This is a genomic window from Burkholderia sp. AW33-5, from assembly GCF_053427615.1.
In genome coordinates, this window is the sequence record NZ_JBSAXA010000002.1 from 130,203 (window position 1) to 156,526 (window position 26,324).

The 26,324-nt window shown below is 67.8% G+C and carries 25 protein-coding genes; 19 read left to right on the plus strand and 6 right to left on the minus strand.

Going from position 1 to position 26,324, the window contains the following annotated elements:
• Positions 1-29: 29 nt before the first annotated feature.
• Positions 30-839: an IclR family transcriptional regulator gene (locus ACV22V_RS04050; RefSeq protein ID WP_059535866.1), complete on the minus strand. Its 810-nt coding sequence runs from the start codon at positions 837-839 to the stop codon at positions 30-32.
• A 184-nt stretch (positions 840-1,023) separates the two neighbouring features.
• Here ACV22V_RS04050 and ACV22V_RS04055 point away from each other — a divergent pair, with 184 nt between their 5' ends.
• From ACV22V_RS04055 to iscX, 12 genes are all read left to right on the plus strand, one after another.
• Positions 1,024-1,746 (plus strand): (Fe-S)-binding protein, encoded by a 723-nt coding sequence (locus ACV22V_RS04055; RefSeq protein ID WP_059535864.1) that lies wholly within the window; start codon positions 1,024-1,026, stop codon positions 1,744-1,746.
• 34 nt (positions 1,747-1,780) lie between these two features.
• Positions 1,781-3,193, plus strand: coding sequence for a lactate utilization protein B (locus ACV22V_RS04060; protein WP_059535861.1), 1,413 nt, complete (start codon positions 1,781-1,783; stop codon positions 3,191-3,193).
• A gap of 127 nt (positions 3,194-3,320) precedes the next feature.
• Entirely contained in the window at positions 3,321-3,548 is a 228-nt protein-coding gene (locus ACV22V_RS04065; RefSeq protein WP_059535859.1) for a hypothetical protein, read from the plus strand.
• A gap of 101 nt (positions 3,549-3,649) precedes the next feature.
• A complete protein-coding gene (locus tag ACV22V_RS04070) occupies positions 3,650-4,132 on the plus strand; it encodes a low molecular weight protein-tyrosine-phosphatase (protein WP_223960126.1) in 483 nt (160 codons plus the stop codon).
• Between the two features lie 119 nt (positions 4,133-4,251).
• Positions 4,252-4,791, plus strand: coding sequence for a Fe-S cluster assembly transcriptional regulator IscR (gene iscR / locus ACV22V_RS04075; protein ID WP_009691731.1), 540 nt, complete (start codon positions 4,252-4,254; stop codon positions 4,789-4,791).
• Between the two features lie 63 nt (positions 4,792-4,854).
• On the plus strand, positions 4,855-6,078 hold the full coding sequence (locus ACV22V_RS04080) for an IscS subfamily cysteine desulfurase (protein WP_059535854.1): 1,224 nt from the start codon (positions 4,855-4,857) through the stop codon (positions 6,076-6,078).
• Between the two features lie 68 nt (positions 6,079-6,146).
• Positions 6,147-6,554, plus strand: coding sequence for a Fe-S cluster assembly scaffold IscU (gene iscU / locus ACV22V_RS04085; protein ID WP_009691729.1), 408 nt, complete (start codon positions 6,147-6,149; stop codon positions 6,552-6,554).
• A 64-nt stretch (positions 6,555-6,618) separates the two neighbouring features.
• A complete protein-coding gene (gene iscA / locus ACV22V_RS04090; protein ID WP_011885413.1) occupies positions 6,619-6,942 on the plus strand; it encodes an iron-sulfur cluster assembly protein IscA in 324 nt (107 codons plus the stop codon).
• A gap of 94 nt (positions 6,943-7,036) precedes the next feature.
• Complete coding sequence (hscB, locus tag ACV22V_RS04095) at positions 7,037-7,564, plus strand: Fe-S protein assembly co-chaperone HscB (RefSeq protein WP_034176899.1); 528 nt, start codon at positions 7,037-7,039, stop codon at positions 7,562-7,564.
• Positions 7,565-7,618: 54 nt separating this feature from the next.
• Positions 7,619-9,487: a Fe-S protein assembly chaperone HscA gene (hscA, locus tag ACV22V_RS04100; protein ID WP_448013105.1), complete on the plus strand. Its 1,869-nt coding sequence runs from the start codon at positions 7,619-7,621 to the stop codon at positions 9,485-9,487.
• Between the two features lie 84 nt (positions 9,488-9,571).
• A complete protein-coding gene (fdx, locus tag ACV22V_RS04105) occupies positions 9,572-9,913 on the plus strand; it encodes an ISC system 2Fe-2S type ferredoxin (protein ID WP_059464189.1) in 342 nt (113 codons plus the stop codon).
• A 44-nt stretch (positions 9,914-9,957) separates the two neighbouring features.
• Entirely contained in the window at positions 9,958-10,167 is a 210-nt protein-coding gene (iscX, locus tag ACV22V_RS04110; protein WP_040144569.1) for a Fe-S cluster assembly protein IscX, read from the plus strand.
• A gap of 128 nt (positions 10,168-10,295) precedes the next feature.
• Here iscX and ACV22V_RS04115 read toward each other — a convergent pair whose 3' ends face one another.
• The 5 genes from ACV22V_RS04115 to ACV22V_RS04135 form a co-directional block, all read right to left on the minus strand.
• Positions 10,296-11,039: a glycine zipper 2TM domain-containing protein gene (locus ACV22V_RS04115; protein WP_059535846.1), complete on the minus strand. Its 744-nt coding sequence runs from the start codon at positions 11,037-11,039 to the stop codon at positions 10,296-10,298.
• Between the two features lie 348 nt (positions 11,040-11,387).
• Entirely contained in the window at positions 11,388-12,914 is a 1,527-nt protein-coding gene (gene lysS, locus ACV22V_RS04120) for a lysine--tRNA ligase (RefSeq protein ID WP_059702247.1), read from the minus strand.
• Positions 12,915-12,989: 75 nt separating this feature from the next.
• Positions 12,990-14,094, minus strand: a protein-coding gene (gene prfB, locus ACV22V_RS04125; protein WP_107938119.1) for a peptide chain release factor 2 whose coding sequence is annotated in 2 segments (ribosomal slippage) — positions 12,990-14,012 and positions 14,014-14,094 — 1,104 coding nt in all. Because the reading frame shifts where the segments join, the coding sequence is not laid out codon by codon here.
• 161 nt (positions 14,095-14,255) lie between these two features.
• Positions 14,256-15,953, minus strand: a complete 1,698-nt coding sequence (recJ, locus tag ACV22V_RS04130) for a single-stranded-DNA-specific exonuclease RecJ (RefSeq protein ID WP_059608402.1) — start codon at positions 15,951-15,953, stop codon at positions 14,256-14,258.
• A gap of 10 nt (positions 15,954-15,963) precedes the next feature.
• Positions 15,964-17,040, minus strand: coding sequence for a regulator (locus ACV22V_RS04135; RefSeq protein WP_448013108.1), 1,077 nt, complete (start codon positions 17,038-17,040; stop codon positions 15,964-15,966).
• Positions 17,041-17,192: 152 nt separating this feature from the next.
• Here ACV22V_RS04135 and ACV22V_RS04140 point away from each other — a divergent pair, with 152 nt between their 5' ends.
• The 7 genes from ACV22V_RS04140 (at position 17,193) to kdsA (ending at position 26,261) form a co-directional block, all read left to right on the plus strand.
• Complete coding sequence (locus ACV22V_RS04140) at positions 17,193-18,446, plus strand: lipoprotein-releasing ABC transporter permease subunit (protein ID WP_059535838.1); 1,254 nt, start codon at positions 17,193-17,195, stop codon at positions 18,444-18,446.
• A 55-nt stretch (positions 18,447-18,501) separates the two neighbouring features.
• Positions 18,502-19,197 (plus strand): lipoprotein-releasing ABC transporter ATP-binding protein LolD, encoded by a 696-nt coding sequence (lolD, locus tag ACV22V_RS04145; RefSeq protein ID WP_059450449.1) that lies wholly within the window; start codon positions 18,502-18,504, stop codon positions 19,195-19,197.
• Positions 19,198-19,261: 64 nt separating this feature from the next.
• A complete protein-coding gene (locus tag ACV22V_RS04150; RefSeq protein ID WP_448013109.1) occupies positions 19,262-20,050 on the plus strand; it encodes a TatD family hydrolase in 789 nt (262 codons plus the stop codon).
• A 54-nt stretch (positions 20,051-20,104) separates the two neighbouring features.
• The gene (locus tag ACV22V_RS04155) at positions 20,105-22,597 is read left to right on the plus strand and encodes a DNA internalization-related competence protein ComEC/Rec2 (RefSeq protein ID WP_448013110.1); all 2,493 of its coding nucleotides are present in this window, start codon (positions 20,105-20,107) and stop codon (positions 22,595-22,597) included.
• 134 nt (positions 22,598-22,731) lie between these two features.
• Complete coding sequence (locus ACV22V_RS04160; protein WP_059535830.1) at positions 22,732-23,577, plus strand: alpha/beta fold hydrolase; 846 nt, start codon at positions 22,732-22,734, stop codon at positions 23,575-23,577.
• A 174-nt stretch (positions 23,578-23,751) separates the two neighbouring features.
• Positions 23,752-25,410, plus strand: coding sequence for a CTP synthase (locus ACV22V_RS04165; RefSeq protein WP_059535827.1), 1,659 nt, complete (start codon positions 23,752-23,754; stop codon positions 25,408-25,410).
• Entirely contained in the window at positions 25,407-26,261 is an 855-nt protein-coding gene (kdsA, locus tag ACV22V_RS04170; RefSeq protein ID WP_014896643.1) for a 3-deoxy-8-phosphooctulonate synthase, read from the plus strand. Before ACV22V_RS04165 ends, kdsA begins: the two co-directional genes overlap by 4 nt.
• Positions 26,262-26,324: the final 63 nt, after the last annotated feature.

The following is a 26,324-nucleotide window of genomic DNA, read 5'->3' on the forward strand; positions in this document are numbered from 1 at the left end:
TCCGGCCGCCGTGCGGCGGGCGGTGCGGGTCATGCGTGCCGTTGCAGCCCTTCGGCGTCCTTCGCGGGCTCCGGCCGATAGCCGAGCGATTCCGAAATGGTGAGGGCGGTGCGGCTCAACTGGCCGAGCCACGCGTCCTGCAGGCGATCGGCCGGTGCCGACAGCGAGAGGCCCGCGACGAGCTTGCCCGAGTCGTCGTAGATGCCGGCCGCGATACAGCGCACGCCCAGCTCCAGTTCCTCGTTGTCACGCGCGCACGATTGCTGGCGCACGAGCGTCAGTTCGCGCTCGAGCTTCGCGATGTCGGTAATGCTGTTCTGCGTATGGCCGGACAGCCCGGTGCGCGTCGCGTAGGCGCGCACGCGCGACGTTTCGTCGACTGCGAGAAACAGCTTGCCGACCGACGTCAGGTGCAGCGGCGCGCGGCCGCCGATCGCGCGGACGACCTGCATCCCCGAGCGCTCCGAATACGCGCGCTCGATATAGACGATTTCGTCGCCCTGGCGTACCGACAGGTTTACGGTCTGGCCGGTCAGGCGGTGCAGTTCGCGCATCGGCATCAGCGCGGCGTCGCGTACCGACAGGCGCGCCTTCACGAGGTTGCCGAGCTCGAGCAGCCGCATGCCGAGCCGGTAGGTGCCGGGGTCGGAGCGGTCGACGAGGCGGCAGGTCACCATGTCGTTGAGGATGCGGTGCGCGGTGGACGGATGCAGCTCGGTGCGCTGCGCAAGCTCCTTCAGGCTGACGGGGTCGCTGTGCGCGGCGAGCGCGTCCAGCAGCCGCATCATGCGTTCGATCACCTGGATCGACGTTTTGGAATCCGGGGTGGGTTGGCTCATGTCGGGGGGAGAATCGGTTGACGCATCAAGCGGTGGTTGCGTCGATTGTATCTCGTATCGTGAAAAAAGCGAACGCCGTTCGAGGAAGTCCTCGTTTCCGGCCGTGCGTGCTTGCGCGCGCGCCGGCGTTGGTCTTGCCGGCCAAACGGCGGATAATGAGAGCCGTTTTCTCGAAGGAGCGCATATGCGAGTCGGTTTGTTCGTGACCTGCCTGGTCGACCTGATGCGTCCGGAAATCGGTTTTTCCGCGCTGAAACTGATTCGCGAAGCCGGCTACGAGGTGTTCGTGCCGCCCGCGCAAACCTGCTGCGGCCAGCCGGCCTACAACTCGGGCGACCGCGCGCTCGCGCGCGATCTCGCCGAAAAGACGCTGCGCGAGTTCGAGCAGTTCGACTACGTCGTCGCGCCGTCGGGCTCGTGCGGCGGCATGATCCGCACGCACTACGGCGACCTGTTCCGCGACGACCCCGAACTGATGGGGCGCTATGCGCGATTTCAGCAGAAAGTCTATGAACTGACCGATTTCCTCGCGAACGTCGCGAAGGTGACGCTCGCGCCCGGCGAATTCACGGGGCCCGTCACCTATCACGACTCGTGCTCGGGCCTGCGCGAGCTCGGCGTGAAGGCGCAGCCGCGCGCGTTGCTCGCGCAGCGCGGCGTGGCCGTCACCGAGATGAAGGACTGCGAGCACTGCTGCGGCTTCGGCGGCACGTTCGCGGTCAAGTACGGCGACATTTCGGCGGCCATCGCGGACGAGAAATGCGCGAACGTGCGCGCATCCGGCGCGGGCGCCGTCGTGCTCGGCGATCTCGGCTGCATGCTGAACATCGAAGGGCGGTTGCGCCGCACGGGCGACCGCGACACGCGCGTGCTGCACGTCGCGCAGGTGCTGGCGGGCGACGTCTGACGCCCGGTTCCGCTCACTTTTCCCCGATACCGCGATGCAAGTCCAATCGATGCATTTCAAGGCCCGCGCCGGCCAGAAGCTGGCCGACCAGCGCCTGCAGCAGAACCTGAAGAAGCTGTCGACGAAGTTCGTGTCCGCACGCGCCGACGCGATGACCGCGATCGACTTCCAAGCGACGCGCGCCGCGCTGAAGGCGCGCCGCGACCGTGCGCTGGAGAATCTCGACGTATGGCTCGAGGCGTTCGAACGCGAGGCGACGCGGCGCGGCACGACGGTGCTGTTCGCGGAAACGACCGCCGACGCCGCGCGGCTCGTCGCCGACATCGCGCGACGCCACGACGTGAAGAAGGTCATCAAGACGAAGTCGATGGTGTCCGAGGAAATGCGCCTGAACGCGGTGCTCGCCGAGATGGGCGTGCAGTCGATCGAGACCGACCTCGGCGAATACATCCTGCAGATCAACGACAACGAGCCGCCGAGCCACATCATCGCGCCCGTCGTGCACAAGGACAAGGACGAGATTGCGGACCTGTTCGCGCGCACGCACCACCGCGAGCGGCTGACCGAGATCCCCGACATGACGCGGGAGGCGCGTGAGGTGCTGCGTCCGCATTTCCTGTCGGCCGACATGGGGGTGACGGGCGGCAATTTCGTGATCGCCGAGACGGGGTCGGTCGCGGTCGTCACGAACGAAGGCAACGAAGGGATGTGCACGGTGATGCCGCGCGTGCATGTCGCGGTGACGGGCATCGAGAAGGTGCTGCCGACGCTCGAGGATCTCGCGACCGCGATGCGTCTGCTGCCGCGCTCGGCGACCGGGCAGAAGACCTCGAACTATTTCTCGCTGCTCACCGGGCCACGCGGCCCCGGCGACGAGGACGGTCCGGAGCACAACTACGTGGTGCTCGTCGACGGCGGCCGCACGGGACTGATCGGCGGCCAGTTCCAGGAGATGCTGCGCTGCATCCGCTGCGGCGCATGCATGAACCACTGCCCGGTATATCAGAAGGTCGGCGGGCACGCGTACGGATGGGTCTATCCGGGCCCGATGGGCTCGGTGCTGACGCCGAGCTACGTGGGGCTCGATCGAGCGCTCGACCTGCCGCAGGCCGCGACGCTGTGCGGCGAATGCGACAGCGTGTGCCCGGCCGGGATCCCGTTGTCGCACTTGCTGCGCACGTTGCGCGAGAAACAGGTCGAGCGGCATCTGCGGCCGTGGCGCGAGCGCGCCGCGCTCGCCGCGTGGGGCTTTGTCGCGCGCCGGCCGATGCTGTACGCGCTCACGACCAAGCTCGCGGTGCGCATCCTCGAGCGGCTGGGCGGCAATGGCGGCACGCTGCGGCGCCTGCCGATGATGGGCGGCTGGATGGACACGCGCGACATGCCGACGCCGACCGGACGCACTTTCCGCGAACTGTACGCGGCATCGCAAAGCCACCTCGGCTGACGACTGTTCATCGAGCGACAACAGTGCGTTCGCTATTCATGTATTTATCTCGATAGGTGCGGCCTATAGAATCCTGCCTGTAGTCCCCGGAATCGGGTTTCGGGGCATGAGGTCAAGGAGCCGCATCATGAGAAAGACAATATCGATGTACTGGCCGCTGGCAATCGTCGTTCCGCTCGCCGCGGTCGCTTATCTGCACGCGATGGCCGACGCGCCGTCGCGTGGCCCGCTCGCCGTTCATCAGGCATCGGCCGAGCTCGCGCGCGCGGTGTCGTTCGGGCTGGTCGGCGACGCGGCGAAGCCGTTGCCGACCGTATCCGGCGACGTCGTGCTCGCCGCACCCAAGGCGCTGTAAGGCACGCCGCCGTCGCTTTGCGCGGCGGCGCGATTCCGGGCGCCTTTGTATAATGGCGCGTTCTTCTTCCGCGCGGTTCGCCGCGGCTTTTCGATAGTGCGATGACCCGCGTTGCGATCTGTTTCGTCTGTCTCGGCAACATCTGCCGTTCGCCCACGGCCGAAGGCGTGATGCGCCACCAGGTCGATGCGGCCGGGCTGGCCGACCGGATCGCGATCGACTCGGCCGGGACCGGCGACTGGCACGTCGGCGAGCCGCCCGACACGCGTGCGCAGGCGGCGGCCCGCACCCGCGGCTACGACCTGTCGGCGCTGCGGGCGCGGCAGGTGAGCGCGGTGGATTTCGAGCGGTTCGATCTGCTGCTGGCGATGGATGAAGCCAATTTCGCGGAATTGCGGCGGCGCTGCCCGCCCGAGCATCGCGACAAGGTGCGCCTCCTGATGGAATTCGCGCCGGGCGCGACCGAGACCGAAGTGGCGGATCCTTATTTCGGTGGCGCGCAGGGCTTCGAACAGGTGCTCGACCAGGTCGAGCGCGCGTGCGCGGGCCTGCTGGACACCCTCCAGCGCGGCGCCGCACGCTGATCGCGGCGGGGCGTATTCAGTGATTTGCGAATACCCTGTCGAAGACATGGATACTTGACTAAAATCGTCAAATATTTATACTTGACCAAAATCGTCAAGATTGCAGTCCCCTAGACACCATGAGACTCACCACCAAAGGCCGTTTCGCCGTCACGGCGATGATTGACTTGGCACTGCGCCAGGAGCAGGGCCCGGTGACGCTTGCAGGCATCAGCCAGCGCCAGCGGATTTCGCTCTCGTATCTCGAACAGCTGTTCGGCAAGCTGCGCAGGCATGAAATCGTCGAATCCGTGCGCGGCCCGGGCGGCGGCTACAACCTCGCGCGCCGCGCGCAGGACGTCACCGTCGCCGACATCATCATCGCGGTCGATGAACCGCTCGACGCCACGCAGTGCGGCGGCAAAGGCACGTGCGACGGCTCGAAGCAGCCCGACGGCCATTGCATGACGCACGAGCTGTGGTCGACCCTGAACCAGAAAATGGTCGAATACCTCGATTCGGTATCGCTGCAGGATCTCGTCGATCAGCAGCGCGCACGCGAGGGCGCACCCGCGGTGCTGCGCGACCGGCGCACGCCGGAGCCCGTCGCGGCGCCGGCCGAACCGGTGCGCACGATGCCGCTCGGTCCCAATTCGGTGTTCAACATCGCGAGTTCGTGAGCGCGAACGCGCCGCACACCCCATAACGCACATAGTCCCTGCACAGAATTCCCGGAGCGACAGATGACCCAAGAGACTCTCCACCTGCCCATCTATATGGATTACAGCGCGACGACGCCGGTCGACCCGCGCGTGGTCGACAAGATGGTGCCGTATCTGCGCGAGCAGTTCGGCAACCCGGCGTCGCGCAGCCACGCATACGGCTGGGACGCGGAACGCGCGGTCGAGGAAGCGCGCGAGCAGGTGGCCGCGCTCGTGAACGCGGATCCGCGCGAGATCATCTGGACGTCCGGCGCGACGGAATCGGACAACCTCGCCATCAAGGGCGCCGCGAACTTCTACAAGGGCAAGGGCAAGCACATCGTCACGGTGAAGACCGAGCACAAGGCCGTGCTGGACACCTGCCGCGAGCTCGAGCGCGACGGCTTCGAAGTCACCTATCTCGACGTGAAGGAAGACGGCCTGATCGACCTCGACGTGTTCAAGGCCGCGCTGCGCCCGGACACGATCCTCGTATCGGTCATGCACGTGAACAACGAGATCGGCGTGATCCAGGACATCGAGACGATCGGCGAGATCTGCCGCGAGAAGGGCATCGTGTTCCACGTCGACGCCGCACAGTCGACCGGCAAGGTCGAGATCGACCTCGCGAAGCTGAAGGTCGACCTGATGTCGTTCTCGGCGCACAAGACCTACGGCCCGAAGGGCATCGGCGCGCTGTACGTGCGCCGCAAGCCGCGCGTGCGCATCGAAGCGCAGATGCACGGCGGCGGCCACGAGCGCGGCATGCGTTCGGGCACGCTGGCGACGCACCAGATCGTCGGCATGGGCGAAGCGTTCCGCATCGCGCGTGAAGAAATGGCGACCGAGAACGAGCGCATCCGCATGCTGCGCGACAAGCTGCTGCGCGGCCTGTCGCAGATCGAGGAAACGTACGTGAACGGCGACATGGAGCACCGTGTCCCGCACAACCTGAACATCAGCTTCAACTTCGTCGAAGGCGAGTCGCTGATCATGGCGATCAAGGACGTCGCGGTGTCGTCGGGCTCGGCGTGCACGTCGGCGTCGCTGGAGCCGTCGTACGTGCTGCGTGCACTCGGCCGCAACGACGAACTCGCGCACAGCTCGATCCGCTTCACGGTCGGCCGCTTCACGACGGAGCAGGACGTCGACTTCGTGATCGCACTGCTGAACAGCAAGATCGCAAAGCTGCGCGAACTGTCGCCGCTCTGGGAAATGCACCAGGAAGGCATCGATCTGTCGACGATCGAATGGGCCGCACACTGAACACCGCATTGAATACATTCGCGGGCGGATTTGCGCACGCAGACGTAACGAGTCAAGGAGTCTGAGTCATGTCATACAGCAACAAGGTTCTGGATCACTACGAAAACCCGCGTAACGTCGGTTCGTTCGCGAAAGACGACGACGCGGTCGGCACGGGCATGGTCGGCGCGCCGGCCTGCGGCGACGTGATGAAGCTGCAGATCCGCGTCGGCGCGGACGGCGTGATCGAAGACGCGAAGTTCAAGACGTACGGCTGCGGTTCGGCGATCGCGTCGAGCTCGCTCGTGACCGAATGGGTGAAGGGCAAGACCCTCGACGAGGCGCTGTCGATCAAGAACACGCAGATCGCCGAAGAGCTGGCCCTGCCGCCGGTGAAGATTCACTGCTCGATTCTCGCGGAAGACGCGATCAAGGCAGCCGTGGCCGACTACAAGAAGCGCCACGACACGAAGGAAGGCGATCAGGCAGCGGCCTGAGCGGCATCGAGCGGCTTGTGAAGGAACGCGGCGGGCCCGGGTGGCGCGCCGCGGCAAGGACATCATGGCAATTACACTGACCGAAAAAGCAGCACAGCACGTCCAGAAATACCTCGTCCGTCGCGGCAAGGGTGTGGGCCTGCGGCTTGGCGTTCGCACGACCGGGTGCTCGGGGCTCGCGTACAAGCTCGAGTATGTCGACGAGCTGGCCCCCGAGGATCAGGTGTTCGAGAGCCATGGCGTGAAGGTCGTCGTCGACCCGAAGAGCCTCGCGTACATCGACGGCACCGAGCTCGACTTCGCACGCGAAGGCCTGAACGAAGGGTTCAAGTTCAACAACCCGAACGTGAAGGACGAGTGCGGTTGCGGCGAATCGTTCCGCGTGTGACGCGGGTATCCGCGCGATGCGGGCAAGAGGCGGCACGAGCCGCCTTTTTAATGTGCGGCGTTTGCCGCGCGACGAACCGGAATTGAACGCGACGATGGTTTCGCTGAAAGACAGCCACTTCGATCTGTTTCACCTGCCGGCGCAATTCGCGCTCGACGAGGCTGCGCTCGACAGCGCATATCGCACGGTGCAGACGCAGGTCCATCCGGACCGCTTCGCGGCGGCCGGCGACGCGCAAAAGCGCATCGCGATGCAATGGGCGACCCGTGCGAACGAAGCCTACCGCACGCTGCGCGATCCGCTGAAGCGCGCGACCTATCTGCTGTCGCTGCGCGGTGTCGATATCGGTGCCGAAAACAATACCGCGATGGAGCCCGCGTTCCTGATGCAGCAGATGGAGTGGCGCGAAGGCATCGAGGATGCCGCGGCCGCCCGCAACGTCGACGCGCTCGATGCGCTGCTCGCCGAACTGCGCGACGAAAAACGCGTGCGCCTCGAGCGCCTCGGCACGCTGCTCGACAGCGCCGCCGACCAGGCCGCCGCCGAAGCCGTGCGCCAGCTGATGTTCATCGAACGGGTCGCGTCGGAAGTGGGCGCGCAGATCGAGCGCCTCGAAACTTAACCGCGTGCCTGGCGGCACGCGCAGCAAACGGGCCGAGCGCCCGAACGAACCAAGATGGCTTTACTGCAAATTTCCGAACCGGGCATGGCGCCGGCGCCGCACCAGCGGCGACTCGCTGTCGGGATCGATCTCGGCACGACGAACTCGCTCGTCGCGGCCGTGCGCAACAGCGTGCCCGAAGTGCTGCCGGACGAGGCGGGCCGCGCGCTGCTGCCGTCGGTGGTCCGTTATCTGGAGCAGGGCGGCCGCCGCATCGGCCACGAAGCGAAGGAACAGGCCGCGACCGATCCGCGCAACACGATCGTGTCGGTCAAGCGCTTCATGGGCCGTGGCAAGGCGGAAGTCGAAGGCGCGGCGAACGCGCCTTACGAATTCGTCGATGCGCCGGGCATGGTGCAGATCCGCACGATCGACGGCGTGAAGAGCCCGGTCGAAGTATCGGCCGAGATTCTCGCGACGCTGCGTTACCGCGCGGAAGACACGCTCGGCGACGAACTGGTCGGCGCGGTGATCACGGTGCCCGCGTACTTCGACGACGCGCAGCGCCAGGCGACGAAGGACGCCGCGCGTCTTGCGGGCCTCAACGTGCTGCGTCTGCTGAACGAACCGACCGCGGCCGCGATCGCCTACGGTCTCGACAACGCGGCCGAAGGCCTCTACGCGGTGTACGACCTCGGCGGCGGCACGTTCGACCTGTCGATCCTGAAGCTGACCAAGGGCGTGTTCGAAGTGCTGGCCGCGGGCGGCGATTCCGCGCTCGGCGGCGACGATTTCGACCACGCGCTGTTCGGCCACGTGCTTGCGCAGGCCGGCATCGATGCGAAGGTGCTCGCGCCCGAGGACGTGCGCCTGCTGCTCGATCGCGTGCGCGTGCTGAAGGAAGCGCTGTCGTCCGCGCCGCAGGCGTCGCTCGACGTGACGCTGTCGAGCGGTGCCCGGATCGAGCAGACGATCTCGCACGACACGTTCGCCGCGCTCGTCGAGCCGCTCGTGCAGCGTACGCTGACGCCGACCCGCAAGGCACTGCGCGATGCGCAGGTGAGCCCGGCCGACATCAAGGGCGTCGTGCTCGTCGGCGGCGCGACGCGCATGCCGGTGATCCGCGAGGCGGTCGCGAAGCATTTCGGCCAGCCGCCGCTCGTCAATCTCGATCCGGACCAGGTCGTCGCGCTCGGCGCGGCAATCCAGGCCGACCTGCTCGCCGGCAATCGCGGCAGCGGCGACGACTGGCTGCTGCTCGACGTGATCCCGCTGTCGCTCGGCGTCGAGACGATGGGCGGCCTCGTCGAGAAGATCATTCCGCGCAATTCGACGATTCCGATCGCGCGTGCACAGGAATTCACGACCTTCAAGGACGGCCAGACCGCGATGGCGATCCACGTCGTGCAGGGCGAGCGCGAGCTCGTCGCCGACTGCCGGTCGCTCGCGCGCTTCGAGCTGCGCGGCATCCCGCCGATGACGGCCGGTGCGGCGCGCATCCGCGTGACCTACCAGGTCGATGCGGACGGGCTGCTGTCGGTGTTCGCGCGCGAGCAGCATTCGGGCGTCGAGGCGTCGGTCGTCGTGAAGCCGTCGTACGGCCTCGCCGACGACGACATCGCGAAGATGCTCGAGGACAGCTTCAAGACCGCCGAGATCGACATGCGGGCGCGCGCGCTGCGCGAAGCGCAGGTCGAGGCCGAGCGGATGATCGAGGCGACGCAGGCGGCGCTGGCGGCCGACGGCGAATTGCTCGACGACACCGAACGCACGCAGGTCGACGCGCTCGTCGCCGCGCTGCGCACGATCGCGCAGGGCGACGACACGGACGCGATCGAAACCGCGACCAAGACGCTGGCCGACGGCACCGACGAATTCGCGGCGCGCCGGATGGACAAGAGCATCAAGCGCGCACTGTCGGGCCGACGGCTCGACGAGATCTGAACGAACTGCGCGCGGGCCGGCGACGGCCCGCGCGATATTGAACCGTGCGGCGCCAGTCGCCGCACCCTGACTGACGGAACGGACATGCCTCAACTGGTGGTGCTGCCTCACGTCGAACTGTGCCCGGACGGTGCAGTGATCGACGCGACGCCCGGCAAGAGTATTTGCGACAACCTGCTCGACAACGGGATCGAGATCGAGCATGCGTGCGAGAAGTCGTGCGCATGCACGACCTGCCACGTGGTGATCCGCGAGGGCTTCAACGATCTCGACCCGTCCGACGAGGACGAAGACGACCTGCTCGACAAGGCGTGGGGCCTCGAGCCGACATCGCGCCTGTCGTGCCAGGCAATCGTGAAGGAAGATTCTGACCTGGTGGTCGAGATCCCGAAGTACTCGATCAACCACGCGAAGGAAAATCACTGACGGATCGGCGGGGCGGACTCGCCGCGTACACGGGAGAGCAGGCCATGAAATGGACCGATTCGCGCGAAATCGCCATCGCGCTGGCAGACAAGCATCCGGACGTCGATCCGCAGCGGATCAATTTCGTCGACCTGCGCCAATGGGTCATCGAACTGGACGGCTTCACCGACGACCCGGCGCACTCGGGCGAGAAGATCCTCGAAGCGATCCAGGCCCACTGGATCGATGAATCCGACTTCGACGACGAAGACTGAGATTCGCGCTGGCGCCTCGCGCCATGCGGCTCCGGCAACGCTCCCGCAAACAGAGAAGGCTCGTGAAGCATCACGAGCCTTTTTCATTTCCGGCGCGGCGCAAGGGCCGCCCGGCGAGACGTCAGGCGTTACGCGCCGACCAGCGTCCCGTTCTCGATCCGCACGCGCTGGCCCTGGCCGAACGGCGGCGGGTTGTGGTACGTGAACGTGCGCGTCGCGCCGCTTTCCATCTGGACCTGCACCTGGTAGTCGGTTTCCGCGCGCACCTGCTTCTCGACCTGATTGCCGGCGAGACCGCCGCCGAGCGCGCCGATGATCGTCATCGCCGTGCGGCCGTTGCCGTGACCGAACTGGTTGCCGAGCAGGCCGCCGGCCGCTGCGCCGCCGACCGCGCCGATCCCCGAGCTCTGGCCCGGCGTACGCGTCTGCGTGATCGCGACGACGGTGCCGCAGGTCTGGCAATAAGCCGCCTGCGCGGGCGCGGACGGCTGCTGCGCGTATTGCGGCGGTTGCGGCGCCGGCGTATGGCGGCGATGCGTGGCGGCAGGGCGCGGCGCGGGCTTCGGTTCGGCCTGGGCTGCCGCCGCTTTCTCGGCCGCCGCCTTCTGCTGCGCGGCCTGTTCGGCTGCCTGCTGCTGCGCTTGCGCGGCGAGCGCGGCGCTGGCCGCAGCGGCCGTATCGACGGCCGGCTGCGACGCGATCAGCGCGGCCTGGGTCTGGCCGTTCTGCGCATTGTTGCTGTTGGCCTTCGGGAAGATGCCCGTGATCGCTGCGGTGGCCGCGAGGCTCGCGACGATCACGGCGCCTGCCGCGGTCGCGATGAGCGGGTGAAGGCGTTGCTTTTGCGGCGTGGTTTGATTCTGGTTGTCCATTTTGTTCTCTCCGGTGTCGACCCGGCTTCGCACGTTGGTGCCGGCCGGATCCCACGCTCGGGAGCGAGCAGACTCGGCGTTCCGGCGCCGCGTTCTGGTCCCGTGGTCATGCGTGGTGACGCAACAGGAGTGTCGTCCACGGGCGAGGGTCGCACCGTATCAAGGTGTAACGAATTGCAGCGCGGGGGCAGCGGGCGTTACAGGGAAAACCCGGAGAAGGCCGTCGCAACGAGGAGATAAAACGGGGGAGGATCGAAAACCGGCGAACGCCGGCGGGCGGGATTTACGCGTGGTTACAAAGCTGACGCGTGCGCGCCGCAGGGCGCGGCGCACACGCGGGCTCGGCCGTCAGTCTTCGCGGCGCAGGTGCGGGAACAGCAGCACGTCGCGGATCGTCGGGCTGTCGGTCAGCAGCATCACGAGACGGTCGATGCCGATCCCGCAACCGCCCGTCGGCGGCATCCCGTGTTCGAGCGCGCGGATGTAGTCGGCGTCGAAGAACATCGCTTCCTCGTCGCCCGCATCCTTCTGCTCGACCTGCTTCTTGAAGCGCGCGGCCTGGTCTTCCGGATCATTCAGCTCCGAGAAGCCGTTCGCGATCTCGCGGCCGGTCATGAACAGCTCGAAACGCTCGGTGATGCCCGGCACCGTATCCGATGCGCGTGCGAGCGGCGACACCTCGATCGGGTAATCGATGATGTAGGTCGGCTCCCACAGCTGCGATTCGGCGGTTTCCTCGAACAGCGCGAGCTGCAGCGCGCCGATGCCGGCGTTCAGGAAGGCCGGTTGCGACACGTCCACGCCGAGGCGCTTCAGTTCGGAGCGCAGGAACGCGTCGTCCGACAGCTGGCCGTCGGTGTACTGCGGCGCGTATTTCTGGATCGCCTGCGTGATCGTCAGGCGGTGGAACGGCTTCGCGAGGTCGAGCTCGCGGCCCTGGTACTGGATCGTCGCGGTGCCGAGCGCATCGATCGCCGCCTGGCGGATCAGCTGCTCGGTGAAGTCCATCAGCCAGCGGTAGTCGGTGTACGCGGCGTAGAACTCCATCATCGTGAATTCCGGGTTGTGGCGCGGCGACACGCCTTCATTCCGGAAGTTGCGGTTGATCTCGAACACGCGCTCGAAGCCGCCGACGATCAGGCGCTTCAGGTACAGCTCCGGCGCGATGCGCAGGAACATCTGCATGTCGAGCGCGTTGTGGTGCGTGACGAACGGCTTCGCCGCGGCGCCGCCCGGGATCGGGTGCAGCATCGGCGTTTCGACTTCCATGAAGTCGGCGTTGTCCATGAACTTGCGGATCGACGCGATGGTCTTGGTGCGCGCGCGGAACGTGTCACGCGTTTCCGGCGTGACGATCAGATCGACGTAGCGCTGGCGATAGCGCATTTCCTGGTCGGCGAGGCCGTGGAACTTGTCCGGCAGCGGACGCAGCGCCTTCGACAGCAGGCGCAGCTCCTTGCACTGGACCGACAGCTCGCCCTTGTTGGTGCGGAACAGCACGCCGCGCGCGGCGACGATGTCGCCGAGGTCCCACTTCTTGAATGCGTCGTAGGTTTCCGCGCCGACGTCGTTCGGCGTCACGAAGAACTGGATCTGGCCCGAACCGTCCTGCACCGTCGCGAAGCTCGCCTTGCCCATCACGCGCTTGAGCATCATGCGGCCGGCGACCGATACCTCGACCGGGTTCGCCTCGAGCGCGGCCTTGTCCGAGTCGGCGAATTTCGCCTGGAGATCGGCGGCGTGATGCGTCGGCCGGAAATCGTTCGGATAGGCGACGCCTTGCTCGCGCAATGCGCGCAGCTTCTCGCGGCGCTCGGCGATGATCTGGTTTTCGTCCGCCGCGACGGCGGGCTGCGTTTGGGTCGGTTCGGTCATGATGGTCGGAATTCGGAGTGGGTGCGGCAACGCAACGGGAAGGGCGGCGCGACCGCAGGGGCCGCGCCGCGGCGCTTACACGCCCTGTTTGAGGCTCGCGCTGATGAAGTCGTCGAGATCGCCGTCGAGCACGGCCTTCGTGTTGCTCATTTCGACGTTCGTACGGAGGTCCTTCACGCGGCTCTGGTCGAGGACGTACGAGCGGATCTGGTGACCCCAGCCCACATCGGTCTTGCTCGATTCGAGCTTGTCCTGCTCGGCCTGGCGCTTGCGCATTTCGGCTTCGTACAGGCGCGACTTCAGCATGGCCATCGCTTCGGCGCGGTTGCGGTGCTGCGAGCGGTCGTTCTGGCACTGCACGACGATGCCGGTCGGCATGTGCGTGATCCGCACCGCCGAGTCGGTCTTGTTGATGTGCTGGCCGCCCGCGCCCGATGCGCGATACGTGTCGATGCGCAGGTCGGCCGGGTTGACCTCGACTTCGATCGAGTCGTCGATTTCCGGATACACGAACACCGACGAGAACGACGTGTGGCGGCCGCCCGACGAGTCGAACGGCGACTTGCGCACGAGGCGGTGGATGCCGGTTTCGGTGCGCAGGAAGCCGTACGCGTATTCGCCCGACACCTTGATCGTCGCGTTCTTGATGCCCGCGACATCGCCGTCGGACTCTTCGAGCACTTCGGCCTTGAAGCCCTTGCGTTCGCAGTAGCGCAGGTATTGGCGCAGCAGCATCGACGCCCAGTCGCACGCCTCGGTGCCGCCGGCGCCGGCCTGGATGTCGATGAAGCAGTTGTTCGGGTCGGCCGGGTTCGAGAACATCCGGCGGAATTCGATGTCGCCGACGCGCGCTTCGAGCTTCTTCGCGTCGTCTTCGGATGCGACGAGGGTGTCTTCGTCGCCTTCCTCGCGTGCCAGCTCGAACAGGTCGAGCGCATCGCGCAGGTCGCTATCGAGTGCCGTCAGCGTCGTGACGACGCCTTCGAGCAGCTTCTTCTCGCGGCCGAGTGCCTGGGCGTTCTTCGAATCGTTCCAGACGTTCGGGTCTTCGAGTTCCTTGTTGACTTCGGTCAGACGCGCAGATTTGGCGTCGTAGTCAAAGATACCCCCGAAGCTCGCCGGCGCGCGTGCGCAGGTCGAGCAGGGAGCTTTCGATCGCGTTGAGACGTTCCGCTTCCATGATCGTTCGCTATTCTTGCTTCGTAAAAAAGCGGAATTATAGCCGATCGGCGGGGTTTCCCGGTGACGCGGAACGTGCTTGCATGCGCGCCGCGGCCCCGTTCGGCGCGGCGCGCATGCGGCCCGCGCGTGCCGCGGGCGGGTTGGCCGGGCGGGCGGCGCTCAGCCGGCCGCGTGTTCGACGATCAGCTGGACGCGCGTCACGCCGTTCCACGTGTCGGCCACGAGGCGGTACGCGATCAGCGCGCTCGCCGGCAGCGGCTCGGTGTGGTTGAACCAGATCGCGTTGAAGCGCTGGCGGCCGCGCGCCAGCTGCAGCTTCAGGTGCTTTTCCTTCACGAGCGACTGCGACACGACGTCGAATTCGCCGGAGAAAAGCGGGGCCGGAAAGCCCTGACCCCAGACGGCTTCGTCGAGCAGCCCGACGAACTGCGGCGTGAAATACGCTTCCTCGAGTTCGCCGTCGGTCTCGATCACACGCGCCAGCGCGTCGTCGGACAACCACTCGCGCGCGACGGCCTCGAATGCAGCCGCGAAGCGCGGCACGTTGCCGGTGTCGAGCGTGAGGCCGGCCGCCATCGCGTGGCCGCCGAACGCGACGATCAGGTCGGGTTCGCGCTTCGATACCAGGTCGAGCGCGTCACGCAGGTGGAAGCCGGGAATCGAGCGGCCCGAACCCTTGACCCGCGTGCCGGCTTCGTCCGCATGCGCGAACGTGAACGACGGGCGGTGGAATTTCTCCTTGAGCCGCCCGGCGACGATGCCGATCACGCCCTGGTGCCATTCCGGGTTGAACAGCGTGATCGTGCACGCGTCGGCCGGATCGACGTCGGCGAGATCGGCCAGCGCCTGCTGCTGCATGCCGGCCTCGATCTCGCGGCGCTCGCGGTTCATCGTGTCGAGCTGTTGCGCGAGGTCCCATGCGCGGCCGATGTCGTCGGTGATCAGGCACTCGATGCCGAGCGACATGTCCGAGAGCCGCCCGGCGGCGTTCAGGCGCGGGCCGAGGCCGAAGCCGAGGTCGAAGCCCGACGCGGTGCGCGCCTCGCGGCCGGCCGCGCGGAACAGCGCGGCGATGCCCGGCTGCATGCGGCCGTTGCGGATGCGCTGCAGCCCCTGCGCGACGAGCACGCGGTTGTTGCCGTCGAGCCGCACGACGTCGGCGACGGTGCCGAGCGCGACGAGGTCGAGCAGCCCGTCGAGGCGAGGTTCGGCCTCCTTGCTCGCGAACGCGCCGCGGCGGCGCAGCTCGGCGCGCAGCGCGAGCAGCACGTAGAACATCACGCCGACGCCGGCGATGTGCTTGCTCGGGAACGCGCAGCCGGGCTGGTTCGGGTTGACGATCGCGCGCGCGGCGGGCAGCGCGTCGCCGGGCAGGTGGTGATCGGTGACGAGCACGTCGATGCCGCGCGCGTTCGCGGCTTCGACGCCCGCGACGCTCGCGATCCCGTTGTCGACGGTGATCAGCAGGTCGGGCTTGCGCGCGGCCGCGAGTTCGACGATCTCGGGCGTGAGCCCGTAGCCGTATTCGAAGCGGTTCGGCACCAGGTAGTCGATCTGCGCGCCGAACATGCGCAGGCCACGCACCGCGACCGCGCACGCGGTCGCGCCGTCGCAGTCGTAGTCGGCGACGACCAGCAGGCGCCGCTTGTCGGCGATCGCGTCGGCGAGCAGCGCCGCGGCGTCCGCGCAGCCTTTCAGTTCGGTGGGCGGGACGAGGCGCGCGAGCGCAGTCTCGATGTCGGTCGGGGATTGCACGCCGCGCGACGCGTACAGGCGCGCGAGGACGGGGTGGAGGCCGTGGCGCGCGAGCGCTTCGGCGTCGGCGGGCGCGACGGGGCGGGTAACGATCCGGGTCATACAGGTCGGGTTATTCGAACAGGGATGCCAGCGCGCGGCGGCGCCAGAACTTGCGCAGGTCGCCGCGCGTCGCGTGCAGCGTCACGGAGCTGGTGTCGCCGCACAGCGTGAAATCGACGCCGGCCAGCTCGCCGTTCTGCAGCGCGGCGAGGGACGGCGCGAACCAGTCGCGCTCGAGCGCGGCGAGCGCATCGTGCCAGCGTGGCCAGTCCTGCTCGATGTACGGGGCGGACAGCGTGGGCAGCTCGACGAGCGTCGCGCCGGCGGCGGCGGGCAGTGCGTCGAGTGCTGCCGGCACGCCGCCGGCTTCGGCTTGCGCGGCGCGCGCGAGGCCGAGCGCTGCGGGCGACGCGGACAGCACGCGCGCGAACGGCTTGCCGACCGGCTTCAGTGTGCCTTGCGCGTGGAACCAGATCGAATTGACGGCGGGCAGCCCGCGCGCTTCGCGCGCTTCGTTGACCGGATGCTGGAACCACGCCATCTGCACTTCGTTCTGCAGCTTCATCCACATCCGCGAGCGTTCGCCGGTGTGCGCTTCGTGCGGCAGCCAGATCTCGATGTTGCGGCCGCTCGCGCGCAGCGGCGCTGCGCCGGCGAGGCGGGCGAGCTGCTCGCTGGACAGGTACCAGCGCGCCGGCTGCGGCGCCTCCAGCCGCACGCCGAGCTCCTCGATCAGCGGGCGCGCGACCGCCAGCAATGCGGCGGCGTCGCCGTCGTCGAGCGCGAGGCTCGCCGGGTCGACGAGCACGAGGTGGTCGTGAGCGATTTCGACGTGGACGGGTTCGACGCACGCCCAGGCCTCGGTGCCCGGATCGCCGCCGTCCGCCAGCAGCATGTAGGGCGCGAGCGGCGCCTCGTCGGCGGCGTTGCCCTGGGCCGCGCCGAACTGGCGGGCCAGCCAGCGTTCGTGCGGCAGCGTGCGCTGGAAGTCCTCGCCGGCCACGCGCTCGACGAGGCTTGCGCGGGCGAGCAACTTTTCGAGCGCGGGGCTGTCCAGCGTGTGCAGGGACGAGGTCGCATCGGCCGCCGACGGCAGCGCGAACGGAACGAGAAAATGGAGGCGTCGGTCGTGCATGATGGTGCGCATTGTATGGCAAACTGCGCGCGTGATCGGGCCGGCGGACGGCCCGATTGCGTCCGGCGACCGTTTTTTCGGCCGTGCCCGGGCGGCCGGCCGCCGCCGGACGGCGCTCCGGCCACGGGCCGCCATCCCCGCCGTAACCAGCAGAAAGGATTCGCTTGAAACTTCCGTACGAATGGCAGATCGGCTGGCGCTACACGCGCGCCGGCAAACGCACGACCGGCAACGGCTTCATTTCCTTCATCGCGCTCGTTTCGATGCTCGGGATCGCGCTCGGCGTCGCGGCGCTGATCGTCGTGCTGTCCGTGATGAACGGCTTCCAGAAGGAAGTGCGCGACCGCATGCTGTCGGTGCTTGCGCACGTCGAGGTATTCTCGCCGACCGGCTCGATGCCCGATTGGCAACTGACCGCGCAGGAAGCGCGCCGCAATACGTCGGTGATCGGCGCGGCGCCGTACGTCGACGCGCAGGCGCTGCTCACGCGCCAGGACGCGGTGAGCGGCGTGATGCTGCGCGGCGTCGAGCCGTCGCTCGAACCGCAGGTGTCGGACATCGGCAAGGACATGAAGGCGGGCCAGCTCGCCGCGCTCGTGCCCGGCCAGTTCGGCATCGTGCTCGGCGACGCGCTCGCCGGCAACCTCGGCGTGACGGTCGGCGACAAGGTCACGCTCGTCGCGCCCGAAGGCACGATCACGCCGGCCGGGATGATGCCGCGGCTCAAGCAGTTCACGGTGGTCGGCGTGTTCGAGTCGGGCCACTACGAATACGACAGCACGCTCGCGATGATCAACATCCGCGATGCGGAGGCGCTGTTCCGGATGTCCGCGCCGACCGGCGTGCGGCTGCGGCTCACCGACATGCAGAAGGCGCCGCAGGTCGCGGTCGAGCTGTCGCATACGCTGTCGGGCAGCCTGTACATCCGCGACTGGACCCAGCAGAACAAGACCTGGTTCTCGGCCGTGCAGATCGAGAAGCGGATGATGTTCATCATCCTCACGCTGATCATCGCGGTGGCCGCGTTCAACCTCGTGTCGTCGCTCGTGATGACGGTGACCAACAAGCAGGCCGACATCGCGATCCTGCGCACGCTCGGCGCGCAACCAGGCTCGATCATGAAGATCTTCGTCGTGCAGGGCGTGACGATCGGCTTCGTCGGCACCGCGTCGGGCGTCGCGCTCGGCTGCCTGATCGCGTGGAGCATTCCGTGGCTGATCCCGATGATCGAGCATCTGTTCGGCGTGCAGTTCCTGCCGCCGTCGGTGTACTTCATCAGCGAGCTGCCGTCGGAGCTCGTCGCGGGCGACGTCATCAAGATCGGTCTGATCGCGTTCGTGCTGTCGGCCGTCGCGACGCTCTATCCGAGCTGGCGCGGCGCGAAGGTGAAGCCGGCGGAGGCGCTGCGCTATGAATGATCGCGCGACCGCATTGGCGGATTCACGACAACCCATCAGACAGGATTCGGCAGGTATGCAGGAATACGTGCTTCAGGCGCGCGGGATCACGAAGGCGTTCGTGCAGGGCGGCTTCAACGTGCAGGTGCTCAACAACACCGAGCTGACGGTGCGGCGCGGCGAGAAGCTCGCGGTCGTCGGCGCGTCGGGCTCCGGCAAGAGCACGCTGCTGCACGTGCTGGGCGGCCTCGACGAACCGAGCGCGGGCGAAGTGTCGCTGCTCGGCAAGCCGTTTACGCAACTCGCCGAGCGCGAGCGCAACGAGCTGCGCAACCGCGCGCTCGGCTTCGTCTACCAGTTTCATCACCTGCTGCCGGAATTCACCGCACTCGACAACGTCGCGATGCCGCTGCGCATCCGCCGGATGACGACCGAGGATGCACGCGCGCAGGCACAGGCGATGCTCGAACGCGTCGGTCTCGGGCCGCGCGCGAAGCATCGGCCGGGCGAGCTGTCGGGCGGCGAGCGGCAACGCGTGGCGATCGCGCGTGCGCTGGTGACGAAGCCCGCGTGCGTACTCGCCGACGAGCCGACCGGCAACCTCGACGGCACCACCGCCGACACGGTGTTCAACCTGATGCTCGAACTGTCCGAGACGCTCGAAACGAGCTTCGTGATCGTCACGCACGATCCCGAGCTCGCGGCGCGCTGCGACCGCATCATGCGCCTGCGCGACGGCGTGCTGCACGAGGAGCCGGCGCTGCCGGTGTGAACGAACGCCCCGCCGTGCCGTCGGGCGAGTCCCGGCGCGGCGGCGAGGGCGCAGGAAAGCCGCCATGTGGATCGATACGCATTGCCATCTCGATGCCGCCGAGTTCGACGCCGACCGCGACGCCGTCGCGCACGCGGCGCGCGCGGCCGGCGTGTCGCGCATCGTGATTCCGAGCATCGGACGCGACAATTTCACGACCGTGCGCGAACTGGCGCAGCGCACGCCGGGTGCCGTCTACGCGCTCGGCATCCATCCGATGTATACGCCGCACGCGCGCGACGAGGATCTCGACCGCCTGCGCATGGAGATCGAGGCGAGCCTCGATGATCCGCGCTTCGTCGCGATCGGCGAGATCGGTCTCGACTACTTCGTGCCGGGCCTCGACGAGGAGCGCCAGCAATTCTTCTATCAGGGGCAGCTCAAGCTCGCGCGCGAATTCGACCTGCCGGTGCTGTGCCACGTGCGCAAGTCGCAGGACCGCGTGCTCGCCGGGCTGCGCCGCTTCGGTGTGCGGCGCGGCATCGCGCATGCGTTCAACGGCAGTTTCCAGCAGGCCGATGCGTATCTCGCGCAGGGGCTGCATCTCGGTTTCGGCGGCAACGTGACGTTCGGACGCGCGTTGCAGATCCGGCGGCTCGCCGCGCAGTTGCCGCTCGAGGCGATCGTCGTCGAGACGGACGCGCCCGACATCGCGCCCGAGTGGGCGTACAAGTCCCGCAACGCGCCCGACCAGGTGCCGCGCATCGGCGGCGTGCTCGCCGAACTGCGCGGGATCGACGCGCACGCGCTGTCCCTATCCACAACGGCTAACGCGCTCGCCGCGCTGCCGCGCCTCGCACTTTCGTCCGCATAATCGTTGCCGGAAGGTGCCGCATCGACGGCGGCGCCAGGTCGACGAGGAGGTGCGATGCGCGTGTGGTGGATCGCGTTTGCGCTCGGCGTCGTCGTGCTGCAGCGGCAGGCGGCGTTGCCGGGCATGGGCGGCTGGGTAGGCGGGGCGGTCGTGCTGGCCGGTTGCGGCGCGCTGCTCGCAGGGTGCGCGCGGCGCCGTCGAACCCGCGCGATCGTCGCGCTCCGGTGGATGCTGTGCGCTTGCGCCGCCGGTGCGATCGGATTCGGCTATGCGGCCGCACGTGCCGAATGGCGGTTGCGTGACAGCCTGCCTGTCGAGCGGGAAGGGCGCGACATCGTCGTCACGGGTGTGATCCGCGGGTTGCCCGTGATCGACGACACCGGCGCGCGACTGCTGCTGGCCGTCGAATCGAACGATGCGGGGCTGGCCCGCTTCCCTCCGCTGATCCGGTTGTCGTGGCGCACGTACGGCGCGCGCGCAGCACGCGACGCGATGCCCGATTTGCGCGCCGCGCAGCGCTGGCGTCTCGTCGTGCGCCTGAAGCGCCCGCATGCCGAGGCGAATCCCGGCGTGCGCGACAGCGAGGCGGCGTGGCTTGCCGCGGGCATTCGTGCGATCGGCTATGTGGTCGCGCCCGAGCGGGCGGAACTGCTCGACGCGCGGGCATCGGGATGGCGCGCATCGATCGATCGGCTGCGCGACGCGCTGCGCAACGGTATCGGTGACGCGCTCGGCAGCGACGCGCGCCATCGCGGCATCGTGACCGCGCTCGCGGTCGGCGATCAATCCGGCGTCGGCGACGACGCATGGCGCGTGCTGCGCAATACCGGCACGAGTCATCTGGTCGCGATTTCGGGCCTGCATGTCGGGCTCGTCGGCGCGCTCGCGGGCGGGATCGTATCGTGGGTCTGGCGGCGTCTGCGCTGGCGCGGACATGCCGCGGCGCTCGCGATGCCTGCGCCGTATGCGGCTTCGGTGGCGGCGCTGACGGCCGCCGCCGGCTATGCGGCGCTTGCCGGGTTCAACGTGCCGGCGCAGCGCGCGTGGTGGATGATCGCGGCCGGGGCGGCTGGCTATCTCGCCGGACGCAGCGTGCCGCCGTCCGCCGTGTTGTGCGCGGCGCTCGGCGGCGTGCTGCTGGTCGATCCGTGGGCGGTGGTGTCGGCCGGGTTCTGGCTGTCTTTTGGCGCCGTCGCGGTGATCCTGATGGCCGTGGCGGGCTGGCGCGCGGTGCGCGAATTCGACGGCGGCGACGACCGCGGGACGGACGGCGCTGCCACGGTCGACCGCTGGCACCGCCTGCGCGCGTGGTGCCAGCGTGCCGGGCGCCGTGTCGCGGAGGCGACACGCGTGCAGTACGCGGTGACGATCGGTCTTGCGCCGCTGACGGCCGCGTGGTTCGCTCAGATCTCGGTATCGGGCCCGTTCGGCAATGCGTTTGCGATCCCGTGGGTCAGCGCCGTGGTGACGCCGATCGTGCTCGCCGGGATCGGGTTGCCCGCGCCGTTGGACGCGTACGCGTTCCGGCTTGCGCATGCGACGCTCGAACCGATGATGGCGCTGCTCCGGCACCTCGCCGACTGGCCGGCCGGCGTGTTCTGGCTGCGCATGCCCGACTGGCCGGTTCTGGCGCTTGCGTGCGTGGGTGTCGCGTGGGTCTTGATGCCGCGCGGCTGGCCGCTGCGCTGGGCGGCGCCGTTGACATGGCTGCCGCTGGTCGCGCCGGCACCCGATGCGCCGCCGCCCGGCGGTTTCCGGCTGACTGTGCTCGACGTCGGGCAGGGCGCGTCGGTGCTGGTGGAGACCGCGCGCCGGACCTTGCTGTTCGACGCGGGGCCGGGGGCGGAGTCGACCCATGCCGGTGCGCGGATCGTCGCGCCGGCGTTGCGTGCCCGCGGAATCCGTACCGTCGATTCGCTCGTCCTGAGTCATGCGGACGCCGATCACGCGGGCGGCGCGGCGGCCGTCTATGCGGCCGCCGAGGTCCGCCAGCTGCTCGCCGGCATTGCGCCGCGGCACCGGCTGTGGCGCGACGCGCATGCGGCCGGCGTGGCGGATCGGCTGCCGTGCGCGGCCGGACAGCGGTGGATCTGGGACGGCGTCGTATTCACGATGTTGTGGCCGCCGGGCGTTGCCGGCGCGGGTTCCTCGAACGAGAAATCGTGCGTGCTGCGAATCGACGCGGGTGACACGTCGGCGCTGCTGACGGGCGACATCGAGGCACGCGCCGAGCGCCGTCTGGTGGACGATGCGCGCGACGCGCTGGCCGCGCAGATCCTCGTCGTGCCGCACCACGGCAGCCGCACGTCGTCGGTCGAGCCTTTCCTCGATTCGGTCGGGCCGCGCGTCGCGGTATTTCCTGTAGGCTATCGCAATCGATTCGGGCATCCGCACCGGACGGTCCTCGCGCGCTACGAAACGCGCGGGATTCCGCTGCCGCGCACCGATCGCGACGGGGCCGTGAGGTTCGACATCGCCCCGGCGAGCGGCGGCTTCGCGTTCGAGCGTCATCGCGATGCGCAGCGGCGGTACTGGATGGACCGGTGAGCGGCGCGACGGCGCGGATCAGGAAGGCGGAGGCCGGAGGTGGTGCAGAAGGGCCAGCCCCGGCCGACCGCGAAGCATGGGACTGGAGTCAGCTCGAGCGCGCTGACTCCGGTCGACAAAGGAGACATCGGCGTTTGAAGGACATCCTCCATTTCTCGCATGCGAACGGTTTTCCGGCATCGACGTACCGGACGATCTTCGCCGAGCTGGCAGACGACTACGAGCTGCGCTACATCGAGCGCATCGGTCACGACCGCCGCTACCCGGTCACGCGCGACTGGCCGCATCTCGTCGAGCAGTTGCTCGACGACATCGGCAGCCGCTACGAGCGCCCGGTCTGGCTCGTCGGCCATTCGCTCGGCGGCTACCTGTCGCTGATGGCCGCGCTGAAGAAGCCGCACTGGGTGCGCGGCGTGGTGATGATCGATTCGCCGATCATCGCGGGATGGCGCGCCGGCGCATTGCGCGCGAGCCAGTGGGCCGGCCTCGACGAACGGCTGTCGCCGGCGGCCGCGACGCGCAACCGGCGCACGCGCTGGGTGAGTCGCGACGAAGCCTGGCGGCACTTTCACGAGAAACCCGCGTTCGCGCGCTGGGACGAGCGGATGCTGTCCGACTACATCGACTACGGCATTCCACAGGCGGGCGCCGACGGCGAACGCGTGCTCGCGTTCGACCGGCAGGTCGAATACCTGATCTACCGGACACTGCCGCATACGCTCGGTCCGCGGCTCGCGCACGGCGCGCCGGTGCCGCTCGGCTTTCTCGCCGGCACGCGCTCGCGCGAAGTGCGGCAGGTCGGGCTCGATGCGACGCGTCGCGCGGCGCGCGGGCGCATCGAATGGCTCGAGGGTAGCCACCTGTTCCCGATGGAGCGGCCGATCGAGACGGCCCGCGCATTGCAGCGGATGCTGAGTTCGCTGAAAACGGCGGAGGGCGGCGTGCCGCGCGACAGCGCGGCGCTCGCGAAAAGCGCCTGACGCATCGACCCGGTGCACCGGGCCGGCGTGCGCGGTTGCACCGACCGGCCGGCCGGTTCGCCCCGGCGCGCACGGCTGGCGCGGCACAGCGCGAAAGGGCGCGATCATCGCGTCAATTGCTGAGAGAAGGGCGGGCTTTACGGTATAATCCGTTTTTCCCGCGAGCATCCAGCGATGACCAAATATGTTTTCGTCACCGGCGGCGTAGTTTCTTCCCTCGGCAAGGGTATTGCCGCCGCCTCTCTCGCCGCGATCCTCGAATCGCGCGGTCTGAAAGTCACCCTCCTCAAACTCGATCCCTACATCAACGTCGACCCCGGCACGATGAGCCCGTTCCAGCACGGCGAAGTGTTCGTGACGGAAGACGGAGCGGAGACCGACCTCGACCTCGGCCACTATGAGCGCTTCATCAGCACGAAGATGCGCAAGGCCAACAACTTCACGACCGGCCAGATCTACGAATCGGTGATCCGCAAGGAACGCCGTGGCGACTATCTCGGCAAGACCGTGCAGGTGATCCCGCACATCACGAACGAAATCCAGGCGTTCATCGAGCGCGGGGCGGCATCGGCCACCTGCGGCGAGCCGGACGTCGCGATCGTCGAGATCGGCGGCACGGTCGGCGACATCGAGTCGCTGCCGTTCCTCGAGGCCGCGCGCCAGATGAGCCTGCGCCTCGGCCGCAACAGCGCGTGCTTCGTGCACCTGACGCTCGTGCCGTACGTCGCGACGGCCGGCGAGCTGAAGACGAAGCCGACCCAGCACAGCGTGCAGAAGCTGCGCGAGATCGGGATCCTGCCGCACGTGCTGCTGTGCCGTGCGGATCGCCGCATCCCCGACGACGAATCGAAGAAGATCTCGATGTTCTCGAACGTGCCGGAAGACGCCGTGATCTCGGTGTGGGACGCCGACAGCATCTACAAGATTCCGCAGATGCTGCACGACCAGGGCCTCGACCGGATCATCTGCGAGGAACTGAAGCTGTCGCCGAAGGACGCCGACCTGAGCATGTGGTCGGAGCTCGTCGAGAAGCTGGAAAACCCGAAGCACGAAGTCACGATCGGCATGGTCGGCAAGTATGTCGACCTGACCGAGTCGTACAAGTCGCTGATCGAGGCGCTGCGCCACGCATCGCTGCACACGTCGACCAAGGTCAACATCGAGTACATCGACTCGGAAGAGATCGAGACGAACGGTGTCGACAGCCTGAAGCATCTCGACGCCGTGCTGGTGCCGGGCGGTTTCGGCCGTCGCGGCACGGAAGGCAAGATCGCCGCGATCCGCTACGCGCGCGAGTCGAAGGTGCCGTACCTCGGCATCTGCCTCGGCATGCAGCTGGCGGTGATCGAATTCGCACGCGACGTCGTCGGCCTGAAGCAGGCGAACAGCACGGAATTCGATCCGGACACGCCGGAACGCGTGGTCGCGCTGATCACCGAGTGGTACGACCGCGAAGGCAAGGTCGAGACGCGCACCGAGGAATCCGATCTCGGCGGCACGATGCGCCTCGGCTCGCAACGTTGCCCGATCAAGCCCGGCACGATGGCCGAAGAGATCTACGGCAAGGACGTGAACGAGCGCCACCGCCACCGTTATGAAGTCAATAACCGCTTCGTGCCCCAGCTCGAAGCCGGCGGCCTTATCATCAGCGCCCGTACCCCGAGCGAGGATCTGCCGGAAATGATGGAGCTGCCGCGTTCGATGCACCCTTGGTTCGTCGGCGTCCAGTTCCACCCGGAATTCACGTCCACGCCGCGTGACGGTCATCCCCTGTTCAAGTCGTTCGTCGAAGCCGCGCTCGCCAACAAGCAGGCGCGTGGAGTGCAAGCATGAAGCTGTGCGATTTCGAGGTCGGTCTCGACCAGCCTTTCTTCCTGATCGCGGGTACCTGCGTCGTCGAATCGGAGCAAATGACGATCGACACGGCGGGCCGCCTGAAGGAGATCTGCGAGAAGCTGAACGTTCCGTTCATCTACAAGTCGTCCTACGACAAGGCGAATCGCAGCTCGGGCAAGTCGTTTCGCGGCCTCGGAATGGACGAGGGGCTGCGGATCCTCGGCGAGGTAAAGCGCCAGCTCGGCCTGCCGGTGCTGACCGACGTGCATTCGATCGAAGAGATCGAGCAGGTCGCATCGGTCGTCGACGTGCTGCAGACGCCCGCGTTCCTGTGCCGCCAGACCGACTTCATCCACGCGTGCGCGCGCTCGGGCAAGCCCGTCAACATCAAGAAGGGCCAGTTCCTCGCGCCGCACGACATGAAGAACGTGATCGACAAGGCGCGCGACGCGGCGCGTGAAGCCGGTCTGTCGGAAGACCGCTTCATGGCGTGCGAGCGCGGCGTCTCGTTCGGCTATAACAACCTCGTGTCCGACATGCGTTCGCTCGCGATCATGCGCGAGACGAGCGCGCCGGTCGTGTTCGACGCGACCCACTCGGTGCAGCTGCCGGGCGGGCAGGGCACGAGCTCGGGCGGCCAGCGCGAATTCGTGCCGGTGCTCGCGCGTGCCGCGGTCGCGACGGGCGTCGCGGGCCTGTTCATGGAAACGCACCCGAATCCGGCCGAAGCGAAGTCCGACGGCCCGAACGCGGTGCCGCTGAACCGGATGGGCGCGCTGCTGGAGACCCTCGTCACGCTCGACCAGGCGGTGAAGCGCAATCCGTTCCTGGAAAACGATTTCAACTAAAGATCGAATGAACCTTGCGGCGGCTTCGCGCGTCAGTAGCGTAGGCGGTTTCGGCGCGCGTGC